Here is a 21,486-nt window from a genome sequence, read left to right as displayed (position 1 = left end):
AGCGGGCTTGCTCGCGAAAGCGATTCAACAAACAAAGCAGAGGCTACGGCTTAACCCTGTGTTTCCCGCTCCAGTTCTTCTTCGACCGCAGCTGCCTTACCCTTGGTCTTCAACTCACTGACAATCACCGCCGCCACAATCAACCCGGCCCCGACCAGGGCAATCGCCGGCAGGCGTTCCCCGGCGATGCGCCCGACAATCCCGGCCCATACCGGCTCGCCGGCATAGATCAGCGTGGCGCGGGTCGGTGACACGCTTTTCTGTGCCCAGTTCATCGCCACCTGAATCGCCGCACTCGCCGCCCCAAGGCCCAGTGCGCTGCACAGCAGCAGCCAGGAGAAGTTCGGAATCGCCTCGTTGGTCGGCACCACCATCAGGAACGACAACACCGAAGTGACTGCCAGTTGCACCACCGTCACCCGGCGCACATCGACCTGGCCGGCATAGGTGCTGATCAGGATGATCTCGGCCGCAATGGCCACGGCGCTGATCAAGGTGGCGATTTCACCGGGGCTGAAGTTGAACGACGCACCGGCCGGCCCGGACAGCAGCATCAGCCCGGTAAAGGCCAGCATGATGCCGATGCTCGGCATCAACCCCGGACGCCGTCCCAGCACCAGCCATTGCAGCAATGGCACGAACGGAACATACAGCGCGGTGATGAATGCCGACTGGCTGCTGGGAATGCTCTGCAATCCGACTGTCTGCAAGCCGTAGCCGAGCATGATCGCCACGCCGATGAACGACCCGGCCTTGAGTTCGAACAGGGTCAGGTCGCGCAGGTGACGCCAGGAGAACAGGGCGACGATGCTCGCGGCGGCGGCAAAGCGCAGGCCGACGAAAAACATCGGGCCGCTGACGGTCATCGCATGCTGGACCAGCAGGAAGGTCCCGCCCCAGACCATCGTGATCAGCACCAGCACGCATTCGGCCTTGCTGAACCTTGTGAAACGGGAGGAAGCCTTTGGGGAATTCACCGACGTCATGACCTTGCACGCTACTGGAGGGGGACGCACAATGCGCCGAATGTTGCGCAGTATACTGCCCAACCCTACTCAGTGAGCAATATAGTGCACAAAGATTCTACCCAACGGGCTTCGGTCCTCCAGCACGTCAGCCAAAATGTTCGTCGTTTGCGTCATGCCGCCGACCTGAGCCAGACCGCGCTGGCCGAAAAGTCCGGTGTCAGCCGCCGAATGCTGGTGGCGATCGAGGCGGGGGAAAAGAATGTCAGCCTGACCACCCTCGACCGCGTGGCCGAAGCCCTCGACGTTGCCTTCAGTGATTTGATCCAGGCTCCCGATGCCCGCGATCCCAGCCGTATCAATGAACTGGCCTGGACCGGCACGATTCCCGGCAGTAAGGCGGTGTTGCTGTCCAAGGCCAGCGCCAGCCGCGAAGTCGAGCAGTGGGAGTGGTGCCTGCAACCGGGCGAGGTGTATCCCTCGGAGCCGGACGCCGATGGCTGGAGCGAGCAGATTTATGTCTTCGAAGGTTGCCTGACCGTTATGCTCGGCGACCGGCCACAGAATATTGCGGCGGGTGAATTCTTCATGTTCGCCAGCAACCAACCGCACTGTTATCGCAATGACGGGATGGTAGCGGCGCGGTTTGTGCGTAATGTGGTGATCTGAACAGGGAGAGCAGGATGGGCCAGACCTTGAACAATGACGCCGATGTCCTGATTGTCGGTGGCGGCCTCAGTGGTGCGATGCTGGCGGCGCAGTTGATGCGATTGCCGGGCCGGCGTCGGGTGCTGGTGATCGAACCCAGGGCCGAGTTGGGGCGGGGCGAAGCCTACAGCGCGGTGGAATTGGGCCATACGCTCAACGGCAACGCGGCGCGGATGAGTGTCGACCCGGACAACCCCGACGACCTGACCCAATGGCTCACCGACTACATTGCCGGCGGCGGCTGGCCGGAATCGGATCAGCAGCACGTGCCAATCAGCGAGCTGTTTCCCCCTCGGGGAATCTTCGGCCTGTACGCTCGGCAGCGCCTCGCAGAAGCGCAGGCGGTGGGTGCCTTGATCGGTTCGACGGTCGAGCATGTGCAGGCCGAGGTGGTCGATTTGCAAGCCGATGCAGACGCCGTGCGTTTGACCTTGAGCGACGGCCGATGCTTGCAGGGCGCTTTTGCGGTGCTGGCCACCGGGATGTTTCCCGCTGCGCGCACGCCACAAACCCAATCCAGCGGATTGAATGCGGCGGCCCTCGATCCGTGGGACGTGGCAGCCATGCGGCAGCTCGATGCGCAATCGACGGTCATGATCATCGGCTCGGGCCTGACCATGGTCGACGCCGTGGTGTCCCTCGAACAGGCCGGACATCGCGGGCCGATCGAAGTGTTTTCCCGCCATGGGCTGCTGCCCCATGTGCGCCGCCAGCCTCCGGCCTGGGTGGATTTTCTCGCCGAGGACCAGGACCTCCGCACACCTCGCCAGTTGCTGCGCGAATTGCGTCGACACTGCCGGGACGCCATCGCCCAGGGCATCGACTGGCAGGCGCCACTGGACACGGTTCGGGCACACATTGGCCGCTTGTGGCATCAGGCAACGGATGTGCAGCGTCGGCAGTTCGTGCGGCATGTGCGGCCCTGGTGGGAAAGCCATCACCACCGCTCGCCACCCTTGAGTGCCGAACTGGTAGCGCGCTTGTATAAAGAAGGACGGTTACGTATTCACGCCGCGTCATACCAGGGCCTTGAGCCTTCGATCAATGGCGGGGTGAACATCCGCCTTCGACGACGCGGCGAGGCGCAGGCCTGCGTGGTCAGCGGTGCTGCCCTGATCAACTCCAGCGGTATCGAATACGACTGGCGCCGGGTCGCGCGACCGCTGCCCCGGCAACTGCTCGCCCGTGGCCTGGTGCGACCGGGGCCGTTGGCCCTGGGCATCGCGGCAGAAGTCGATGGCGCGGTGCTGAACGCCGAAGGGCTGCCCGCCAGCCGTCTGTTTGCCATGGGCCCGCCGTTGCGCGGCCTGTGGTGGGAAAGCACGGCCGTCACTGATGTGGCGAGTCAGGCCAAGGCGCTGGCCGAGCGACTGGTGCGCTAAGGCAGGCGAGCTAACGTTCGGCCTGATGAGTGGTGAAGAGCGTTTGTGTACGCCGATCCACTGTAGGAGCGAGCTTGCTCCGGGCGGCGTTCCGACGAAAAAACCGAGAGCACCGCGGGGTGTCAGGCTCCCCGCATCATCGTTGACCTCCATCGCGAGCAGGCTCGCTCCTACAGGCCGGGCGGCGTTCCGTTTTTCCAAAGTGACCCGCCGTACGGGCGGGACCAATAGTCGCCGTTACCTGTACACCTTCAAAAAATACCACCCGCCCCGCAGATCCCCCCCGATGATTATTTTTTGTCGGCCATCGCTTGCGTGTCGCGCTCGATAGTTGGGCACCGTGTCCGGGCTGAGCAAACCTGACCGGAGCCCAATAATGATAAAAAAAAGCTCGGCCACAGCCGGAGTCCGCCAACGACTTCACCGGCTTGGCCATTCCCGCCCGCAACCGCTTGCGTTGGCGATTGTTGCCATACTCACGGGGCCGGCCTGCGCCACCACCTTTGACCTCAACGAAGACTGGAGCCTGTCGACCAGGACCAGCCTGAGCCTGGGCAGCAGTTGGTCGACGCAAAACCCCGACAAAAGCCTGATGACCCGCGCCAATGCCTTGCAGGCCCAGGGCGTGAATGCCAATGGCAGCAGCGTCAGCGCCGATGACAACCGGCTGAACTTCGAGAAGGGTGACCCTATCTCGCAGCTTTTCAAGGGCCTCACCGATTTCAGTCTCGATGGCCAGGGCCAGGGCGCGTTCCTGCGCTTCAAATACTGGTACGACCACGCCTATGAAACCGGCAATGGCCGCTTCAAGGATTTCGACGACTCGGGCTGGGACGACTTGTCGAAGTTCAAGGGCTTCCAGGTCCTCGACGCCTACGTCTGGAAAGACTTCCAGGTGGCCGACCATCCGCTGAACGTGAAGGTCGGTAACCAGGTGGTGTCCTGGGGCGAGGCGCTGTTGATCCAGAACGGCATCAACGTGATCAACCCGCTGGACATCTCGGCGTTCAACCGTCCCGGCGTGGAAATCAAGGAAGGCCAGTTGCCGGTGGAGATGGTGTCCTTCAGCTTCGGCCTGACCGACACCACCAACCTCGAAGGTTTCTACCAGTACAACTGGCGGCCCAGTGTCCTCGACGGTTGCGGCACTTTCTTCGCCAGCAGCGACGTGATTCAGCCGGGGTGCGGGCCGTTGTACCTGAGCCAGGTGCAGACCGACGATCAGATGCAGGCCGCGGGGTTGTACGCCACCTCCCGGGGCAATGAGTCGCCGTCCGATTACGGCCAGTTCGGCTTCGCCCTGCGCCAGATGATCCCGGCGCTGAACGATGCCGAAGCGGCGATCTACTACATCAACTATCACTCGCGGTTGCCGTATTTCACCCTCAACGCCAGGAACACTTCCTTGCCCGGCACCTTTCCCGGTGGCACCCAGGCGCCGAGTTATGCGGCGGCCTTCCCGGAAAACATTCACCTGTACGGCATCAGCCTCAACGGCGTCGAACCGGTTACCGGGATTTCCCTGGCCGGTGAGCTGAGCTATCGGCCGAACATGCCACTGGCGATCAACGCACCTGACGTCAACGTCGCTGTGATTTCCGGGCCGGGGGGCAGCTCCTGGGTGCAATTGCCGCCCGGTTTCAGCACCACCAATGGCAGCCAGTTCGATGCCTGGGAGCGCAAGGGTGTCTGGCAGATGACCGGCTCGGCCACCCAGGCCATCGACAACGTGCTGGGCGCCACACGCCTGAGCCTGTTCGGTGAAGCCGGTGTCGTGCATATCGACGATCTGGGCGACGAGCGCCTTGGCCGTAGCGCAGCGTTCGGCCGCAGTGCGCCGCGCAACGGCACGCCGTGCAACACCGTGGCTTCCGGCGTCACCAACCAGTACTGCACCGACAAAGGCTTTGCCACCGAGTGGTCGTGGGGTTATCGCCTGCGCGCCAGCCTCGAATACAGCGATGTGTTGCCGGGCATCAACCTGATTCCGGCCGTCAACTGGCGGCATGACGTCGAGGGTTATTCCTACGATCCGCAAGGACCGTTCCAGGAAGGCCAGCAAGCGCTTGGCGTGAGCCTGACCGGCGTCTACATGAACGATTACAGCGTGGAACTGGCCTACAACGCCTTCTTCGGTTCCAACGACTACAGCACCCTCGACGACCGCGATTTCGCATCCGTCAGCTTCAAGGCAGACTTCTGAGGAGAACCGTTATGCGTATGCAATTGTGCGTGCTGGCCCTGGCCTGCACCGTCGGCCTGGCACAGGCCAAGGGCACCGATTCGGCAGCCCTGGGCAAGACCCTGACCCCCATGGGCTCGGAAATGGCAGCCAATGCCGACGGCAGCATTCCGGCCTGGACCGGTGGCCTGGCGAGCAACGCCGGCACCGTCGACAGCAAGGGCGGCTACAGCGACCCTTATGCGGCCGAGAAGCCCTTGTTCACCGTCACGGCAAAAAATGTGGCGCAGTACGAGAAGTTTCTCAGCCCCGGGCAAATCGCCTTGTTCAAGCGCTTTCCCGAGACCTACAAGATGAACATCTACCCGACCCATCGCAGCGCCAACCTGCCCAAGGATGTGTTGGCGCAGAGCCGCGACAACGTGGCCAAGACCAGCATGGCCGATGGTGGCAACGGTCTGCATGACTACGCCAGGGGTATTCCGTTTCCGCTGCCCACCGAAGGCCTGGAGGTGATGTGGAACCACATGACCCGTTATCGCGGCGGCAGCTACGAGCGCATCAGCAGCGCCGCGCTGGTGCGTGAAAACGGCGCCACCAGCTACGTGCGCAACCAGTCGCTGATCAACTTCGCCGACACCGTCAGTGGCCTGGAGGCGGGCTCCAACGTGCTGTTTATGTTCAAGAGCCGGGTGCTGGAGCCGGCGCGTCTGTCCGGCGAAGCGGTGCTGGTGCATGAGCCGATCGACCAGGTCGCCGAGCCGCGTTCGGCCTGGCAATACCTGCCGGGGCAACGTCGCGTGCGGCGTGCGCCGATGATCGCCTACGACAACAGCGCCCGTTACAGCAATGGCCTGATCACCGCCGACAACGTCGACGGCTACAACGGTGCGCCGGACCGTTTCGACTGGAAACTGGTGGGCAAGCAAGAGCTGTTCATCCCTTACAACAGCTACAAGATCGGCAGCCGCGACCTCAAGTACGACGCTGTGATCAAGCCCAACCACGTCAACCAGGATCTGGCCCGCTACGAGAAACATCGGGTGTGGGTGGTGGAAGCGACCCTCAAGCCGGGTGCCCGACACATCTACGCCAAGCGCCGCTTTTATGTGGACGAGGACAGCTGGCAGATCGCCCAGTCGGACCAGTACGACAGCCGCGGTGAACTGTGGCGCAGCGGTGAACTGCATGCGATTCAACAGTATGACCACGGCTTCACCTACAACGTGCTGGAAACCTCCTACGACCTGATCTCCGGACGCTACTACGCCGGCGGCCTGGCCAACGAAGAGACCGAACCGATGCGCGTGGGCTTCGCCGCCAAGACCGACGACTACACCCCGTCGGACCTGAGGCGCTGGGCCAAGTAACCCTTCGCCAAACCACCGCAAATCCAATGTGGGAGCGGGCTTGCTCGCGAAGGGGCCGTGTCAGTCGACATCATGAGTGAATGACACACCGCTTTCGCGAGCAAGCCCGCTCCCACAGTGGGCCGGTGTGCCGATGTTTATCTAAAGGAGATCTACCGTGCGCTACTGGATATCCGCTCTTGCCCTGGGCGCAAGCCTGGGTACCGTTCACGCTGCAACCCTCGATCAACCCCAGGCGAAGGCACTGGCCCAGGAGGCCTACGTGTTCGCCTACGCCACCGTCGAGCACGACAAAGTACTCAGCGCCATCGCCGCGAAGTTGCCGTTCAACCGGCTCTACAGCGAACCGCGCTTGCTCGGCCCGCAGGACAACAAAGTGGTGTCGCCGAACAACGACACCTTCTATTCCCGAGCCTTGCTTGATTTGCGCAGCGAGCCGATGGTGCTGGACGTGCCGGCCGTGCAGGGGCGCTACTACAGCTTTCAACTGGTCGACATGCGCACCGACAACCTCGACTACATCGGCACCCGCGCCACGGGTGATAAAGCGGGGCGCTACCTGATCACCGGGCCGGACTGGAAGGGTGAAGTGCCATCGGGTTTCAGCGGCGTGATTCGCTCGCCGAGTCGCCTGGTGTTCCTGTTGGGGCGCACCGAGGTCAAGGGCGAAGCCGATCAGAAAGACGCCGCTCAAGTGCTCAAGGGCTACGCCTTGCAACCACTGTCCACCGTGAGCGGCGGCGCGGCGCCTGAAGCCTTGGCAACGCTGCAGCTTCCAGCGTACACGGACACCAGACAGGGGCCGGCGCAGGCGCTGTTCAGCACCTTCAACGCCTTGGCGCCGCTGCACCAATGGAGCGCCAGCGAGCAGGAAAAACTGGCCCGTTTCGCCGCCATCGGTGTGAAGCCGGGCGCCACATTCCAGGCGCCGGCGGATTTGCACGAAGCCGTCGCCCAAGGCGCCGAAGCCGGTCGCGAGCAAGTGCGCGCAGCGTCCAGCCAGCTGTCGGTGGAACAGCAGGGCTGGTTGCCGTCGCCGTCCAACGTCGGCAAGTTCGGCGACGACGACCTGACCCGTGCCGCGGTTGCCTGGCGCTACATCTACGCCAACGATGCGGTGGAAGCGCTGTACCCGATGGCGCTGCATGATGCAAAGGGGCAGATGCTCAGCGGCCAGCACGCCTATCGCCTGCATTTCCCTGCAGGGCAATTGCCGCCGGTGAATGCGTTCTGGTCACTGACCTTGTACGACGGCAAGACCCAACTGCTTGCCGCCAACCCGATCCAGCGTTATGCCCTGGGCGACCGCAGCCCTGGTCTACACTACGATGCCGACGGCGGCTTGACCCTGACCTTGCAAGCCGATGCGCCCAAGGATACGCCGCAGGGCAACTGGCTGCCGACACCGCAAGGTCCGTTCAACCTGCTGTTGCGCCTGTACCTGCCCAAGGGCGGGGCACTGGACGGGAGTTATCAGTTGCCGACGATTGCGAGGATCGAACCGTGAACCTGATTTTCAGTCGTCGCCGGGTGTTGGGTGGCATGGGGGTATTGGGAGGCAGCCTGATGTTTCCAGGCTGGTTGCTGGCCGCTGATTCCGATGACCTTCGCCAGATTGCCAAGGAGGCGTGGATTTACGCGTACCCCATGCTCATGCATTACCAGACCATGGAAAAACAGGCGCTCAACGCGTCTGCGCCGGAGTACGTCGGCGGCTTCAACCGCTTGCGTCACTACGGCGAGTTGTTCACCCCGAGCAATCGCGACATCGTCACGCCGAACAACGACACGCCGTATTCCTGGGCCTGGCTCGACCTGCGCAGCGAGCCGCAAGTGCTGAGTGTGCCGGCCGTGCCTGATGACCGCTACTACGTGCTGCAACTGGTCGACCAGTACACCCACAACTTTGCCTATGTCGGCGTGCTCAGCACCGGGCGCGATGCGGGAAATTACCTGATCGCCGGACCCGACTGGCAAGGCCATACACCGGACGGCGTCACGGCCGTGCTGCGCAGCGAAACCGAAATCGTCATGGTGCTTGGCAGAACGGGTCTGAAAAACGCCGGCGACCTGCCGGCGGTGCGTGCCTTGCAGCAGCAATACGGTTTGCGTTCGTTGCATGAATATGTCGGCAGTGCAGCGCCTGTGGCCGCCCCCGTCATTGACTGGCAACCCTGGGACAGCAAGACCGGCTTGGGGCTTGAGTTTATCCCGGTGTTGAACCAGATCCTCAGCCTGTGTCCGACGCAACCGTCCGAGCAAGCCTTGCGCGCACGCTTTGCGCGGATCGGCATCGTGCCCGGCCAGGGCTTCGACCCGGCGACGTTGCCGCCAGCCACTCGCCAGGCACTGCTCGCCGGGATTCAGGACGCCCAGGCGCAACTGCAAACGGCGGTGAGCCAGGTACGCACCACCCTCGGCCTGTTCGGCACGCGCGAAACACTGGACGGCAATTACCTCAACCGCGCTGTTGCGGCGAATGTCGGCATTTACGGCAACAGTGTGGAGGAGGCCTTCTACACCGGCACTCGCGTGGATAATCAAGGGCAACCCTTGCAGGGCGGGCGACGCTATCGCCTGCGTTTCGCACCGGGTCAATTGCCGCCCGCCAGCGAGTTCTGGTCGCTGACGTTGTATGACTTGCCGGACCGACAACTGGTGGCCAACCCGATCAATCGTTACGGCCTGAGCAGTCGGGATCATATGCAGATGGACGCGGACGGCGGGTTGACGTTGATCTTGCAGAACACCACGCCGCCTGAGCAGAGCAATTGGTTGCCGACGCCGGCGAGCGGGGCGTTCACCCTGATCTTGCGCCTGTATGGGCCCGGGCAGCAGGTGGTCAATCAACGCTGGCAAATGCCGGTGGTTGAAGTGGTGTCTGCCTGAGCCGCGCCCGTACCGCCACCGGGGCCGAGGTCGTCGTTTCCAATCAAATCGTCGGTGTGCACGCCTGTAATGCCGCACAGCAGAACCAGGCAGAGCAGGGCGCCAGTCGATGTTTTCATGGGGCTGTCCGAGGTGAAACCGGCCCCATCAACCAGTGTGGCTGATGGGGCGCGGGCTCAGTTGGCGATCACCGGCACCGTGCGCACGGAGCCTTGGGACGAGCTGATCGTGGCGGTCGGGCTGGCCGACGGAACCACCGTGGTGGTGTTGTTCACCGTCAACTTCCAGCGTCCATTCACCGGTACGGAGGTGGTGCCCAGGGTGACCAGCCCGGCAGGGGTAGTGACCTTGACGGTGATGGTGTTGCCGGTGGTCACCGATGAGGTGCCGGCAAAGTCCCAGGTGAAGCGGTTGTTGGAGCGGGCTCTGACCGTTGCGGTGGTCACTGCGAAGGTTTCCGCAACAGGCCGTGGCGAAACCTGCACCGTGACCGTGGCCGGCGTCGTCGACACGGCGCCGAAGCTGTCCCGGGCGAAGTAGGTGAAGGTCGTGGTGAAGGCCGTGGGGACGGAGGCCGGTGGGGTGTAGGTGAGCACCGTGCCGTTGCTGCTGACGGTGCCGCGACCTGTCGGTGGTGGAGTGAAGCTGGCGACGGCCAGCGGCAGGTTGCCTTCCGGATCGGTGTCGTTGGCCAGCACGCTGATCGGGATCGCCACACCCAGTGTCGTGACGGCATCGGCGACCGCCACCGGAGGCCGGTTAGGCGCCACGGTAATGGTCACGGTTGCCGCCGTCGTCGAGGCCAGGCCTTTGACGTCCTGGGCCTTGTAGGTGAAGGTCGCGGTCAGCGGCGCGTTGACCACGGCGGGAGGGGTGTAGACCACCGCCGTGGTGCCGCTCAATGCCACGGTGCCCTGGCCGGCAGCCGGTGGGGTCAGCGCGGTAATGCTCAGCGGCGTGTTGCCATCAGGGTCCCTGTCGTTGGCCAGCAGATTGAGGGTGATCGGCACGCCGAAGCTGGTGCTGCCGGTATCGGCGACGCAGATCGGTGCCTGGTTCGCGCCGGTGTCCGGTGCAGTGCCGACGACTACGACCGGCTCGGTGTCACTGCCGCCGGCGGCGGATTTCACCGTGACGGTTGCAGGTGGTTGGGACAGGTCAGCCACCGTCAGACGTTGCAGGGTGCCGGTTTTCGACAGCCGTCCGTAACCCTGGGCGACCATGTCCGGTACCACCACTTCGTCTGTGGAGGTAGCCTCGATCAGCAGGCTGTGGTTGCTCCAGCTATAACTGGCGGTCTGGATTTTCACCAGGTCCGAGAGCTTGCTCGACACCGCGGTCGGGCGGGTGGTGCCGGCCGGGTTGGTGGCGGTGACCACCACGACCGGCGGCACGGTGCCGTTGGCCAGCAGATGCTGGGCGAAGAACGTGCCGTTGTCATCGCTCACCATGTTGGTCTGGCAAGGCGTCGGCGGCGGGCCGGGCACCAGGGCGATGCTTTCGCGAAAGCACAGGGTCGAACCATTGTCGGCTTTGGCGAACACTTCAACCCGGGTGTTGTTGCCCCCCGTGCCGGCGGTGCGCCGGTAGGTGGCACGGCTCAAGTCCACCGCGGTTTGCGCGCGGCTGTCGAGCACCTTGCCGGCCACGGTGAAGAGGTTGGTCTGCAGGGTCCCGGCCGGGCCCTGGATGCGTACGAAGTTGGTGTTGTTGGGGCTGCCGGTCACGGCCTCGGTGAGGTTCGGGTCGCCGATGAAGGTTTCGATGGCGCCGGTGTCCGGATTCACCGCGGTGTAGGGGCCGTTGACGCTGCGCAGGAACGGTCCGATCGCACCGTTGACCGCACCGCTGAAAACCCCCGGTGCACCGATGCCGACGTCCCGGGTGATGTTGATCGCACGACGTCCGGGAGTGGTGACGTTGACCGTTTCCACACCATAGGGGTGGGTAATGGTGTAGGTCCCGGCAGTGGGAACATTTATCCGCATGCGAATCCGCGCGAAGCTGATCTGGTCGCCGTCGACCGGGTTGCCGCCGGCAAAGGCAGCCTCGATCCCGGCGACATAGGCGTCCATGCCATAGCCGGCGGCATTGTCGGGGATGCTGGTTTCGGCCAGGTACCAGAAGGCTTCGTCCGGCCAGTTATCCGGGAACACCATCGGCTGGGTGTCGTCGAAAATCCCGGGTGTCGGCAGCAGGGTGCACATGTACGCCGGTGGCACACTGGCAGCGACCCGTGTGCTGACGGCGCGGGACTGGCACAGTTCCATCGACAGCTGATTGTTGTCCTGATACCAGATGGGGAATTTCCCGGTGGCAAAGGTGTAGGGGCCGGGATCGACGGCGGCGAGTTGCGCGAAAGCACTGCCGGACAGCGATAGAGTCAGTCCCAGGGCGTTGACCGCCAGGCGTGGCCATTTGTTCATGATGCCTCCTGATGAGGATCCGGGCATGTGAGCGTTCATTGCACGATGACCACTTCTTCGGTATCGCTGCCGCCATTGGATGACGTCACGCGAACCTGGGCTGGCGGAATCGGTGTGATGCCGGTGGCCAGGCTTTTCACGGCGCCGTCGCCACTCAGGGCGCCGATGGCAAGACCGGAGCCGGTGGTAGCGGTGAGCACCGGTGGCGAGGTTTCGTCGCTGGTCGAGGCCGTGATGCTGATTTGCCCGGTGCTCAGGCTGTACTCGGCACGTGAGATCGTCACCAGGTCGGTCAGCGGCATGGGCAAGACGGTCGGCGTGCTGCTGGTGATCGCCAGGTGGTTGTCGGCGGTCACCTGCAAGGTGCCCGGCAGGGTCGGATTGTTCGGCGACTGCGCATACCAGTGGCCGGTGGTGTCCGCTTCAGAGAAGTTCAGTACCGGGTTGTTGCTGGTCAGGGTCACGCTGGCTGGTGGCGGTGGGGCCAACACGAACACATCCTGCTGGGCCACCGGTGCGCTGGCGCCGGCATGTCGCGAGTAGGTGCTGCGTTCGGCGATGACCGGGGTCGGCCGGACCACCGATGACAACTTGCCGGAAACGGCGAAGAGGTTGGTGCGCAAGTCCAGGCCATTGGGGCCTTCGATACGCACGTAGTTGGTGTTGAACGGGCTGCCGGTCACGGCTTCGTTGAGGTTCGGATCGCCGACGAATTTTTCCGCCTGGCCCGTGCTCGGGTTGGTCTCGGTGTAGGGGCCGTTGACGCTGCGCAGGAACGGCCCGACGTCACCCTTGAGCGCGCCGTCATAGGTTTTTGGCGCACCGATGCCGATGTCCCGGGTCATGTTGATCGCCCGCCGGCCGGGGGTGTCGATATTGAATACCTCGACGCCATAGGGGTGGGTGATGACATAGGTGCCGGCGACGGGCACGTCGACGCGGATACGGATACGGGCGAAGCTGATCTGATCGCCCTCCAGCGGATCACCCCCGCTGAAGGCGGCTTCGAGCGCCGAGACATAGGTCAGGTCGATGCCTCGGGCGGCGTCGACGATGGTCGTTTCGCCTGTCGCCCAGAACGCTTCGTCGGGGAAATTGGTCGGGAAGACCAACGGTTGGGTGTCGTCGAAAATCCCGGGGTTAGGGATCAACGAGCACATGTAAGTCGGAGCGCCAGGCGCGCTGGCAACCCTGGAACTGACAGCCTTTGACAAGCACAGGTCAAGGGTTCGGCCGTGGGCATCCTGATACCAGGCGGCGAAGTTGCCATTGGCTGGCAGGTAGGGTCCCGGGTCTACGGCAAACAGCGCTGCCTGGGCGATGCCTTGGGCCAGAGCGATCACGCCCAGCGCGGTCGCGGTTTTGCACAGAAAAGGGTGCATGGGTATTCCCTCTGTCGAAGTACCTGCCCTTTGGGGATGGGTCAGTTGCCAGGGAGGGGCAACTTCCATACCAATCAGCGAAAACGCCCGGCAGAGGCCTGAACAAAGGCGTTGACGCAGTCGTGGCCGATAGACCGGGAAGTGATCAAACGGGCGGTTGTCCCCAACATTGGGGGTAAAGGGGGCGCAGGGGCGCAGGGGAACCGCAGTCCCCGGGTTCGGGCAAACTGCCTTGGGTGGGCTATAAACCAATGGGGGGTTACCGGGAAGGTGTCCATGACCACAATCGCTAAAGTGCTTGCGAGCGAAAGCGAAGTCCGCTTGAGAACGCGCAAGCAGCCGTTCGATCTGTTGCGCTGGTTTTCGCTGATCAGCATGGCGGTGATCGGCACGGTGGCGGTGGCGCTGGGGGCGGTGTCCACGCGGTTCGTGATTACCGAAAGCGTGCAGCGCGATGCGCTGTTGACCTCACAGTTCGTTCAGGCGATTGCCCTGGCCGAGGTGCGCCATGTGTCGATTCCCAACGTGCGGACCATGGGCCAGTTGCTCGACCCACGAACAGACAAGGACTTTCCCGACGTCGACCCGCTGGTCCGGGCCAGTGCCCGTGATGAGTTCCTCGACCATATCGAAAATCTGCCGGACGTGATCCTGGCCAATATCTATGCCCCCGACCGCATGGTGATCTGGTCCACCAATCCGTCCTTGATGGGCACCACGATTCATGACAATGAAGAGCTCGAACGGGCATTCAACTCCAGGATTTCCGTGTCGGCCAGTTACCACGATGTGGACAAATCCCGCATGGAGCAGAAGTTCGTGGTGCCCCCCAAATTCATCTTCCTCGAGAATTACATTCCCCTGTTCGACGCCGATGGCACCACCGTCACGGCGATGGTCGAGATCTACAAGGAACCGCAGGACCTGATCAACCGCATGGAGCGCGGTCTGGTGCTGATCTGGCTGGCGACCGCCCTGGGCGGCGCTCTGATTTACCTGGGCCTGTTCTGGATCGTGCGGCGTGCGGCGATCCTGCTGGTGACGCAGCAGAAGCAATTGATCACCAACGAAACCTTCGTCGCGCTGGGGGAGATGTCCTCGGCGGTCGCCCACAGTTTGCGCAATCCGTTGGCGAACATCCGTTCAAGCGCCGAGCTGGCGATAGAGTTCGACGACGGTCCGGCACACGGCAACATCAACGACATCATTGGACAGGTCGATCGCATGTCGAATTGGGTACGGGAGTTGCTCCAGTCCCTGCGACCGCTCAATGACGAGGCTGAACCGGTGAACCTGGTGGCTGCACTGCACGACAGCCTGCTGGCTTACGAGCAGCAGATCCGCAAGGCCAGGGTCAACGTGGTGTTCGAGCCGGACCAGACGCCCATGGTCCTGAGCGAGCACGTGCAACTGACCCAGATCCTCAACAGCCTGCTGTCCAACGCGGTGGAAGCCATGGACAACGGCGGAACACTGACCATTCGGATCGAGCCGCGCGAAGCCCAGCGTGTCAGCGTGACGGTCAGCGATACCGGCAAAGGCATGAGCGAAGAACAGTGCACCATGGCCTTCCGGCCGTTCTTCACAACCAAGCAGGGCGGGCTGGGCGTCGGGCTGGTGCTGGTCAAGCGGATCATGGAGCGTTTTGGCGGGGCAGTGACCCTCGATAGCCGTGAAGGCGAGGGCACCACCGTCCGGCTTTCATTTAATCTCGTCCCCTGAAAATGGGGATGAACTTTCCCCGTTATCGGGTCAAATCCCCAGTCATTTCCCCGGTCGTAGCGCATTGATGTTGATAAGCCATTGTTTATCAAATGTTAATGATCTTGCATAAAACAGTTACAGAACTGGCGAGATCCTTGCAAAACCACCATCACCCCCCTTCACGACATCAAGGCGGCTGGTGATGGAAAAAAAAGCGCAGTGCAGCGAAGAATTCTTCGATTTGCCTGACGGGGTCAAAGGCTCACGCAACATCGCGCGGGGGCAGAACGCTCTGTTGCCTGCAGTGCAGGCCCGTTTTGATTACCCCACCACGCCCGCGGCGCCCTTGCCGTTTCCACCGACGGCCATTGACTCGTTGCGCCGCACTGCCAACTTTCCTCAATCGCAACGGCTTCAGTCCTGAACTGGAACAGGGAGGGTGTCGACATGAACATGAAGACGTATTCACCACGCTCACGCGCTTTGGGCATGCACCTGGTGCTGATGTTGGTGACCGGTTTGCTGGCCAGCCAGTTGCTGGTCGCCAGCCAGCCATTGTCGACGCCCGCACCGGCTCCGGCAGCCGCTGCCGAACCCGCTGTGGTTGAGGACGCCACCCCGTGGGGCGGCGACTATTTCCCCAACACCCTGCTGACCGACCAGGACGGTAAGCAACTGCGTTTTTTCGATGACATGATCAAAGGCAAGGTGGTGGTGATCAATTTCATCTTCACCACGTGCAGCGACTCCTGCCCCCTGGAAACCGCGCGTCTGCGCCAGGTGCAGAAACTGCTGGGAGACAGGGTCGGCAAGGACATTTTCTTCTACTCCATCAGCATCGACCCCCTGAGCGATACCCCCGAGGTACTCAAGGCCTATGCGCAACGCTTCCAGGTGGGGCCCGGGTGGAAATTCCTCACCGGGGAATTCGCCGACGTCACCGAGCTGCGGCAGAAACTGGGCCTGTTCATCGACGGCATCGATAACGGGCGCAACAAGGACCACAACCTGAGCCTGATCGTCGGCAACCAGGAAACGGGCCGCTGGATGAAAGCCTCGCCGTTCGAAAATCCGTGGATTCTGGCCGACCAACTGGCCAACACCCTGCAGAACTGGAAGCAGCCCAGCGTGGAAGAAAGCTACGTCGATGCACCGGACATTCGTCCGCCAAGCAATGGCGAAGAGCTGTTCCGCACCCGCTGCGCGTCTTGCCACAGCCTCGGCCCAACGGACGGGCAGGGCATTGGTGTGCGCAGCATCGGCCCGGACCTGATCGGCGTGACCCGTCAGCGCGATCCGGCCTGGCTCAACCGCTGGATCCGCGAACCGGATCGCATGCTGGCGGAAAAGGACCCGATTGCGATGCAGCTGTTCGAAAGCTACAACAGGATCTCGATGCCCAACCTGCGGCTGGACAAGAAGTCCGTCCAGTCCATCATCGACTTCCTGCAAGAAGAAACCGACCGTCAGCATCCGCCAGTGGCGCCACTGGCCAGTGGTAGCGAGGAACCTGAACAGCATCACTCAGTCGCACAACCGAACGTGCCCCAAATGCAATAGCTTCGAAATAGTTTCGTGGGCCGGTCAATGGCTATCAATGTTACCTACACTGACTTGATACATGGCTGCAAAGGCTGGTTTTCAAGGACTCAGGACAGACCCCATGCAGAGACTGGAACAACAAAAAGTACCTGCGCCGCAGGCCCCGGCCGCTCTGCGCAAGGGTTGGCTGCCCCGGTTCAACTTGCTGCGCTGGTTCTCCCTGGCCAGTTTTTTCATCATTGGCGTGGTGGCGCTTGGGCTGGGTTACATCTCCACGCGCTTTGTGGTCGATGAAAGCATTGAGCGCGATTCGATGCTGACCGCGCAGTTCATCCACGCCATTGGCGAGGCCGAAGTCCGTCACGCCGGGATTTCGCCGGGCAGGACCATGGGCGAAATGCTCGACCCGCGACTGGACCATGCCTATGCCGACGTCCCTCCCGAATCCCGGGCCACCGTACGCTCCGAGTTTCTCGACCATGTGAAGCATCTGCCGGACATCCTGCTGGCGACGGTGTATGCCCAGGACCGCACCGTGGTCTGGTCGACCAACTCCGAGTTGATCGGCGTGCGCATCGAAGGCGACGATCAGCTGGATGAATCCTTCGAAATGAAATCGCCGGTGTCCACCAGCTACCACGAGATCGATGAAGAGCGTCCCGAGCAGCGCCTGCTGCGCGAACCGGAATACCTGTTCGTCGAGAACTACATCCCGATGTTCAACGCCGACAAAAGCAAAGTGATTGCCATGGTGGAGATCTACAAGGAACCGGTGGACCTGGTGGGGCGCATCCAGCGTGGCTTCAAGGCGATCTGGCTGGCGACCCTGATTGGCGGGGCGGCGATCTACCTGGGGTTATTCTGGATCGTGCGGCGTGCGGCGATGCTGTTGCAAAGCCAGCAAAAACAACTGATCGCCAATGAAACCTTTGTCGCCCTGGGTGAGATGTCCTCGGCGGTCGCCCACAGCTTGCGCAATCCACTGGCCAATATCCGTTCCAGCGCCGAACTGGCCCAGGTCATCGCCAGCCAGCCGGCACAGAAAAACATTGGCGACATCATCAATCAGGTCGACCGCATGTCGCGTTGGGTGCGCGAGTTGTTGGTGTCGTTGCGGCCGATGAATGACGATTTTGAAACGGTCGACCTGGTGCTCGCCATCGAAGACACCCTGAGTGCCTTTGAGACCCTGATCAAGCGTTCGAACGTCGAAGTGCGTTTCGCTCCCGCCAGCGTGCCACCGGTCGTCAGCCACCAGGTGCTACTGACGCAAATACTCAATAGCCTGTTTGCTAACGCACTGGAAGCCATGCCCAAGGAGGGCATGCTGACGATCGAGATCGATTCCTCGGTACCCGGCTACTTGAGCATGATCCTGACCGACACCGGCAAGGGGATGTCCAAACAACAACAACAAATGGTCTTCAAGCCGTTTTTCACCACCAAACAAGGTGGATTGGGTGTGGGCCTGGCCCTGGTCAAAAGAATAATGGAGCGGTTTGACGGCTCGGTCGAACTGACCAGCCGGGAGCAGGAGGGAACCCGCGTTTGTCTCAATTTCAAAGTGGCAACGGGAGGGGTATATGGAGCACAGCATTCTGCTGGTCGAGGATGACGAGATCCTCGCCGAGAATATTCAGACTTACCTGGAGCGCAAGGACTTCGAGGTGACCGTCTGCCACTCGGCTGAAGATGCACTGGAGCAATTGGGTTCTTTCGCACCTGACGTGGTACTGACCGACAACTCGTTGCCGGGCATGAGTGGTCACGACCTGATCCAGAAGCTGCGCATCAGCGCGCCGGATCTGAAAGTGATCATGATGACCGGTTACGGCAACGTCGAAGACGCCGTGGTGGCAATGAAAGAGGGCGCCTTTCACTACGTCACCAAACCGGTGGCCCTGCCAGAGCTCAAGCTGCTGCTGGACAAGGCCCTGGCGACCGACCGCATGGAGCGCACGTTGTCCTTTTATCAGGAACGTGAGGCCCAGAAGTCGGGGGTGCAGGCACTGATTGGCGAGTCGGCGCCGATGGTGTATCTCAAGGGCACCATCAGCCAGTTGCTCGACGCCGAACGGCGGATGGCCAACAGCGATCTGCCGCCGGTTCTGGTGGAAGGCGAGACCGGTACCGGCAAGGAGCTGGTGGCCCGGGCACTGCACTTCGACGGCCCGCGCAGCAAAGGCCCGTTCATTGAATTCAACTGTGCTTCGATCCCGTCCAACCTGGTGGAATCAGAGCTGTTCGGCCACGAGAAGGGCGCCTTCACCGACGCCAAGGACCGTCGCATGGGGCTGGTGGAAGCGGCCGATGGCGGCACGCTGTTCCTCGATGAAATCGGTGAAATGGACCTGCTGTTGCAAGCCAAGCTGCTCAAGCTGTTGGAAGACCGGACCGTTCGCCGGGTCGGTTCGGTGAAGGAGCGCAAGGTCGATCTGCGGGTGATCAGTGCCACCAACTGCAATCTCGAACAGATGGTCCAGCAAGGCAAATTCCGCCGCGACCTGTTTTTCCGCCTGCGCATCATTTCAATCAAGGTGCCGCGCCTGTACGCCCGTGGCGCCGATATCCTGCTGCTGGCCCGGCACTTCCTGGGGCTGCATGGCAAACGCTACGGCAAGCCGAACCTGTATTTCAGCAACCAGGCCGAAGAGTTGCTGCTCAGCTACAGCTGGCCAGGCAACGTACGCGAACTGCGCAACATGCTGGAGCAAACCGTGTTGCTGGCGCAAAGCGACACCATCGCTGCCCATCAATTGAACGTTTGCCTGAGCCTGGTGGATGAGCCACCGATGTTTCATCACGAGCCGCAACATTTCAGCGAACAGCGTCCGTCCTACAACGGCGGCGAATCCATGAACCTGCCGGAAGTGGAGCGCGACATGGTGCGCAAGATGCTCGACAAGACGGACTGGAACGTCACCAAATCGGCACGCCTGCTGGGTCTTAGCCGTGACATGTTGCGCTACCGGATCGAAAAGCTCGGTCTTGCCCGCCCGGACAAACGCCAGTGGTAGAGAACGCCCCTGGTGTTCACTGCAATACCGGGCCCTGTCTCAGGCAGGACATCATGCAAGCGGGATTCTCGACTTCCTGGTTCACGTACACGCCACGCTCCGGATCGTAGGAGCGGATAAACACCCGGACCGTGGCATCGGCGACGGTCGGCAGGCGCGAGTCGGAAAACACATGCTCGCTTGAAACCGGAATGAAATCCCCGGGCGCGGTCGGGATGTATGAGCCCGGCGGGATCATGTTCATGGACGGTGGTGCGGGGTGGGCGAAGGGTTGGTCGGCGCCGTAATAGTTGAATTCACTGCTGTATTGAGTGGTGTTTGGAAAGTCGTCGGCGTGGGCAGTAGCGGACACGCTCAGGAAGAAGGCGAGCAGAAGCGTCAGGTCGGTCTTTTTCATGGCAACACCTGCTAAATCGGTTTAACCACATTTCCCCCATGGTCATTAACTATAGCTGGCGCCGTGAGCAGGCGTCGACGCTGCGCGAATTACAAGTTCGCAACAGCTGTCAGTATGGGCTTGATCTAGACTTCGGCCGGTCAATTCGACAACCCGAACCCTGGAGCGTGCAATGGAACTGCCGACAAAAGAACAAGCCATCGCCAGCAACCGCGAGGCCTGGAATGACTCCGCCCGTCACCACAAAGACTCCAGCGAATGGCACGCCTTGTTGAAGGGCGTGCAACAGGCGGATTTTTCCTGCCTGGATGACACCCTGACCGCGTTGCTGGCCCAGACCGGTGTCGACGGCAAGGAGGTGCTGCAACTGGGCTGCAACAACGGCCGCGAGAGCCTGTCGCTGTTTGCCCTGGGTGCGCGCAGCGTGGTGGGCGTCGACCAGTCCGGCGCGTTTCTCGAGCAGGCACGGGAACTGGCTTGCCGCTCGCCCCATGCGCCGCAATTCATCGAAGCGGACATTCACCGCTTGCCTGCGCAACTGCAGGAGCGCTTCGACCTGGCGCTGATCACCATCGGGGTCCTGAACTGGATGCCGGACATCGGCGAATTCTTGCGCCATGTGGCGCGTACCCTGAAGCCGGGGGGCGCGCTGGTGGTGTACGAAACCCACCCGTTCCTGGAAATGTTCGACCCCGAGGCAACCGATCCTTTTCGTCCGGCCAGTTCATACTTCCGTCGCGAACCGTTCGTGCAGCACGAACCGATCGTCTACGAGGGCAAGATCGAACAGCCGGCCGCGCCGTCCTACTGGTTCGTCCACACCCTGGGCGACCTCTTCGGCGCCGCCATTGCCGCAGGCCTGCAGATCCGTCACTTCAAGGAATACCCGCACTCCAACCGCGAAGAACTCTATGACCGCTATCAGCAGCAGGTGGCGCAGTTGCCGTTGTGTTTTACCTGGGTGGTGGTGAAGCCAGTGACATAACGCGCGGAATCAAATCAGGGATTTGAGTGATTAACCGTGTGCCCTGGCTGCGCGCAGAGATCTATGCCCAGGGCATGAATGACCTTCAGGACCGTATCAAAACGTGGTTTTGCTCCGGGCGCGAAGGCTTTGTAGAGGCTTTCGCGACCCATTCCCGAGTCTTTGGCAATCTGTGTCATGCCACGGGCTTTCACCACATAGCCGATAGCGCGAAGAAACTCCTCGTTGTCACCGTCTGCGAGTACCTGAGACAGGTACTCGCTAATGGCTTCATCACTGTCGAGCAGCGCCGCCATGTCGAAATTCGCTGTCAGGATTGCGGACACTCAACCCACCCATCATTTGTAGCTGGATACCGGGGGGACGCAAAAAACCAAAGGCAGCCGTGACGCACAAGCCTGGTTTTTGTGGGAGCGAGTCTGCTCGTGAAGACGGCGGCACGTCCAGTATCGATGTGACTGACATACCGCTTTCGCGAGCAGGCTCGCTCCCACAGGGTTTTGCGCTTTACCTGGCTCCTGCAGTTTCCCGGGAATG

18 protein-coding genes are annotated in these 21,486 nt (G+C 62.0%); 12 read left to right on the top strand and 6 right to left on the bottom strand.

All coding sequences use genetic code 11. The features are described from left to right. Positions 1 to 50: 50 nt before the first annotated feature. Positions 51 to 1,049, bottom strand: a complete 999-nt coding sequence (locus BSF40_RS29430; RefSeq protein ID WP_095967977.1) for a DMT family transporter — start codon at positions 1,047 to 1,049, stop codon at positions 51 to 53. 21 nt (positions 1,050 to 1,070) lie between these two features. Between BSF40_RS29430 and BSF40_RS29425 the strand changes: the two genes are divergently transcribed. The 6 genes from BSF40_RS29425 (at position 1,071) to BSF40_RS29395 (ending at position 9,496) form a co-directional block, all read left to right on the top strand. Then, a complete protein-coding gene (locus BSF40_RS29425) occupies positions 1,071 to 1,634 on the top strand; it encodes a helix-turn-helix domain-containing protein (protein ID WP_095967976.1) in 564 nt (187 codons plus the stop codon). 14 nt (positions 1,635 to 1,648) lie between these two features. Further along, positions 1,649 to 3,055, top strand: coding sequence for an FAD/NAD(P)-binding protein (locus BSF40_RS29420; protein WP_095967975.1), 1,407 nt, complete (start codon positions 1,649 to 1,651; stop codon positions 3,053 to 3,055). 376 nt (positions 3,056 to 3,431) lie between these two features. After that, positions 3,432 to 5,258 carry a DUF1302 domain-containing protein gene (locus BSF40_RS29410; protein ID WP_095967973.1) on the top strand — a complete coding sequence of 609 codons (1,827 nt, stop codon included), beginning with the start codon at positions 3,432 to 3,434 and terminating at the stop codon, positions 5,256 to 5,258. An 11-nt stretch (positions 5,259 to 5,269) separates the two neighbouring features. Then, complete coding sequence (locus tag BSF40_RS29405; RefSeq protein WP_095967972.1) at positions 5,270 to 6,607, top strand: DUF1329 domain-containing protein; 1,338 nt, start codon at positions 5,270 to 5,272, stop codon at positions 6,605 to 6,607. A gap of 157 nt (positions 6,608 to 6,764) precedes the next feature. Further along, positions 6,765 to 8,114, top strand: a complete 1,350-nt coding sequence (locus tag BSF40_RS29400) for a DUF1254 domain-containing protein (protein WP_095967971.1) — start codon at positions 6,765 to 6,767, stop codon at positions 8,112 to 8,114. After that, a complete protein-coding gene (locus tag BSF40_RS29395; RefSeq protein ID WP_095967970.1) occupies positions 8,111 to 9,496 on the top strand; it encodes a DUF1254 domain-containing protein in 1,386 nt (461 codons plus the stop codon). Before BSF40_RS29400 ends, BSF40_RS29395 begins: the two co-directional genes overlap by 4 nt. On the opposite strand, the gene BSF40_RS33300 is transcribed toward BSF40_RS29395, so the two are convergent. The 3 genes from BSF40_RS33300 to BSF40_RS29380 are packed head-to-tail and all read right to left on the bottom strand — an operon-like array spanning position 9,454 to position 13,304. Further along, positions 9,454 to 9,615: a hypothetical protein gene (locus tag BSF40_RS33300; protein WP_256585793.1), complete on the bottom strand. Its 162-nt coding sequence runs from the start codon at positions 9,613 to 9,615 to the stop codon at positions 9,454 to 9,456. The genes BSF40_RS29395 and BSF40_RS33300 overlap by 43 nt on opposite strands. Positions 9,616 to 9,672: 57 nt before the next feature. After that, positions 9,673 to 11,922, bottom strand: a complete 2,250-nt coding sequence (locus BSF40_RS29385; RefSeq protein WP_095967969.1) for an Ig-like domain-containing protein — start codon at positions 11,920 to 11,922, stop codon at positions 9,673 to 9,675. Between the two features lie 35 nt (positions 11,923 to 11,957). After that, positions 11,958 to 13,304, bottom strand: coding sequence for a hypothetical protein (locus tag BSF40_RS29380; protein ID WP_095967968.1), 1,347 nt, complete (start codon positions 13,302 to 13,304; stop codon positions 11,958 to 11,960). A 276-nt stretch (positions 13,305 to 13,580) separates the two neighbouring features. Between BSF40_RS29380 and BSF40_RS29375 the strand changes: the two genes are divergently transcribed. The 5 genes from BSF40_RS29375 to BSF40_RS29355 all read left to right on the top strand — a co-directional run bounded on the left by BSF40_RS29375 (position 13,581) and on the right by BSF40_RS29355 (position 19,567). Then, the gene (locus tag BSF40_RS29375; protein WP_095967967.1) at positions 13,581 to 15,026 is read left to right on the top strand and encodes a HAMP domain-containing sensor histidine kinase; all 1,446 of its coding nucleotides are present in this window, start codon (positions 13,581 to 13,583) and stop codon (positions 15,024 to 15,026) included. A 184-nt stretch (positions 15,027 to 15,210) separates the two neighbouring features. Next, the gene (locus BSF40_RS29370; protein WP_095967966.1) at positions 15,211 to 15,432 is read left to right on the top strand and encodes a hypothetical protein; all 222 of its coding nucleotides are present in this window, start codon (positions 15,211 to 15,213) and stop codon (positions 15,430 to 15,432) included. Positions 15,433 to 15,455: 23 nt separating this feature from the next. Further along, complete coding sequence (locus BSF40_RS29365; RefSeq protein WP_095967965.1) at positions 15,456 to 16,568, top strand: SCO family protein; 1,113 nt, start codon at positions 15,456 to 15,458, stop codon at positions 16,566 to 16,568. A 103-nt stretch (positions 16,569 to 16,671) separates the two neighbouring features. Next, positions 16,672 to 18,165, top strand: coding sequence for a sensor histidine kinase (locus BSF40_RS29360; RefSeq protein ID WP_095967964.1), 1,494 nt, complete (start codon positions 16,672 to 16,674; stop codon positions 18,163 to 18,165). After that, the gene (locus BSF40_RS29355; RefSeq protein WP_095967963.1) at positions 18,134 to 19,567 is read left to right on the top strand and encodes a sigma-54 dependent transcriptional regulator; all 1,434 of its coding nucleotides are present in this window, start codon (positions 18,134 to 18,136) and stop codon (positions 19,565 to 19,567) included. Before BSF40_RS29360 ends, BSF40_RS29355 begins: the two co-directional genes overlap by 32 nt. Positions 19,568 to 19,583: 16 nt before the next feature. Here BSF40_RS29355 and BSF40_RS29350 read toward each other — a convergent pair whose 3' ends face one another. Further along, positions 19,584 to 19,964 carry a hypothetical protein gene (locus BSF40_RS29350; protein WP_095967962.1) on the bottom strand — a complete coding sequence of 127 codons (381 nt, stop codon included), beginning with the start codon at positions 19,962 to 19,964 and terminating at the stop codon, positions 19,584 to 19,586. Between the two features lie 172 nt (positions 19,965 to 20,136). Between BSF40_RS29350 and BSF40_RS29345 the strand changes: the two genes are divergently transcribed. Then, entirely contained in the window at positions 20,137 to 20,949 is an 813-nt protein-coding gene (locus tag BSF40_RS29345) for a bifunctional 2-polyprenyl-6-hydroxyphenol methylase/3-demethylubiquinol 3-O-methyltransferase UbiG (RefSeq protein WP_095967961.1), read from the top strand. Between the two features lie 14 nt (positions 20,950 to 20,963). Here the strand turns inward: BSF40_RS29345 and BSF40_RS29340 are convergent, their stop codons facing one another. Further along, on the bottom strand, positions 20,964 to 21,275 hold the full coding sequence (locus tag BSF40_RS29340) for an addiction module antidote protein (protein WP_095967960.1): 312 nt from the start codon (positions 21,273 to 21,275) through the stop codon (positions 20,964 to 20,966). Between the last annotated feature and the right edge of the window lie 211 nt (positions 21,276 to 21,486).

Source organism: Pseudomonas sp. ACN5, from assembly GCF_002303975.1.
In the GTDB taxonomy this organism is placed as follows: domain Bacteria; phylum Pseudomonadota; class Gammaproteobacteria; order Pseudomonadales; family Pseudomonadaceae; genus Aquipseudomonas; species Aquipseudomonas laurylsulfatiphila.
The sequence above is the reverse complement of the archived record's forward strand: the minus strand, read 5'-3'. Positions and strand labels throughout refer to the sequence as shown.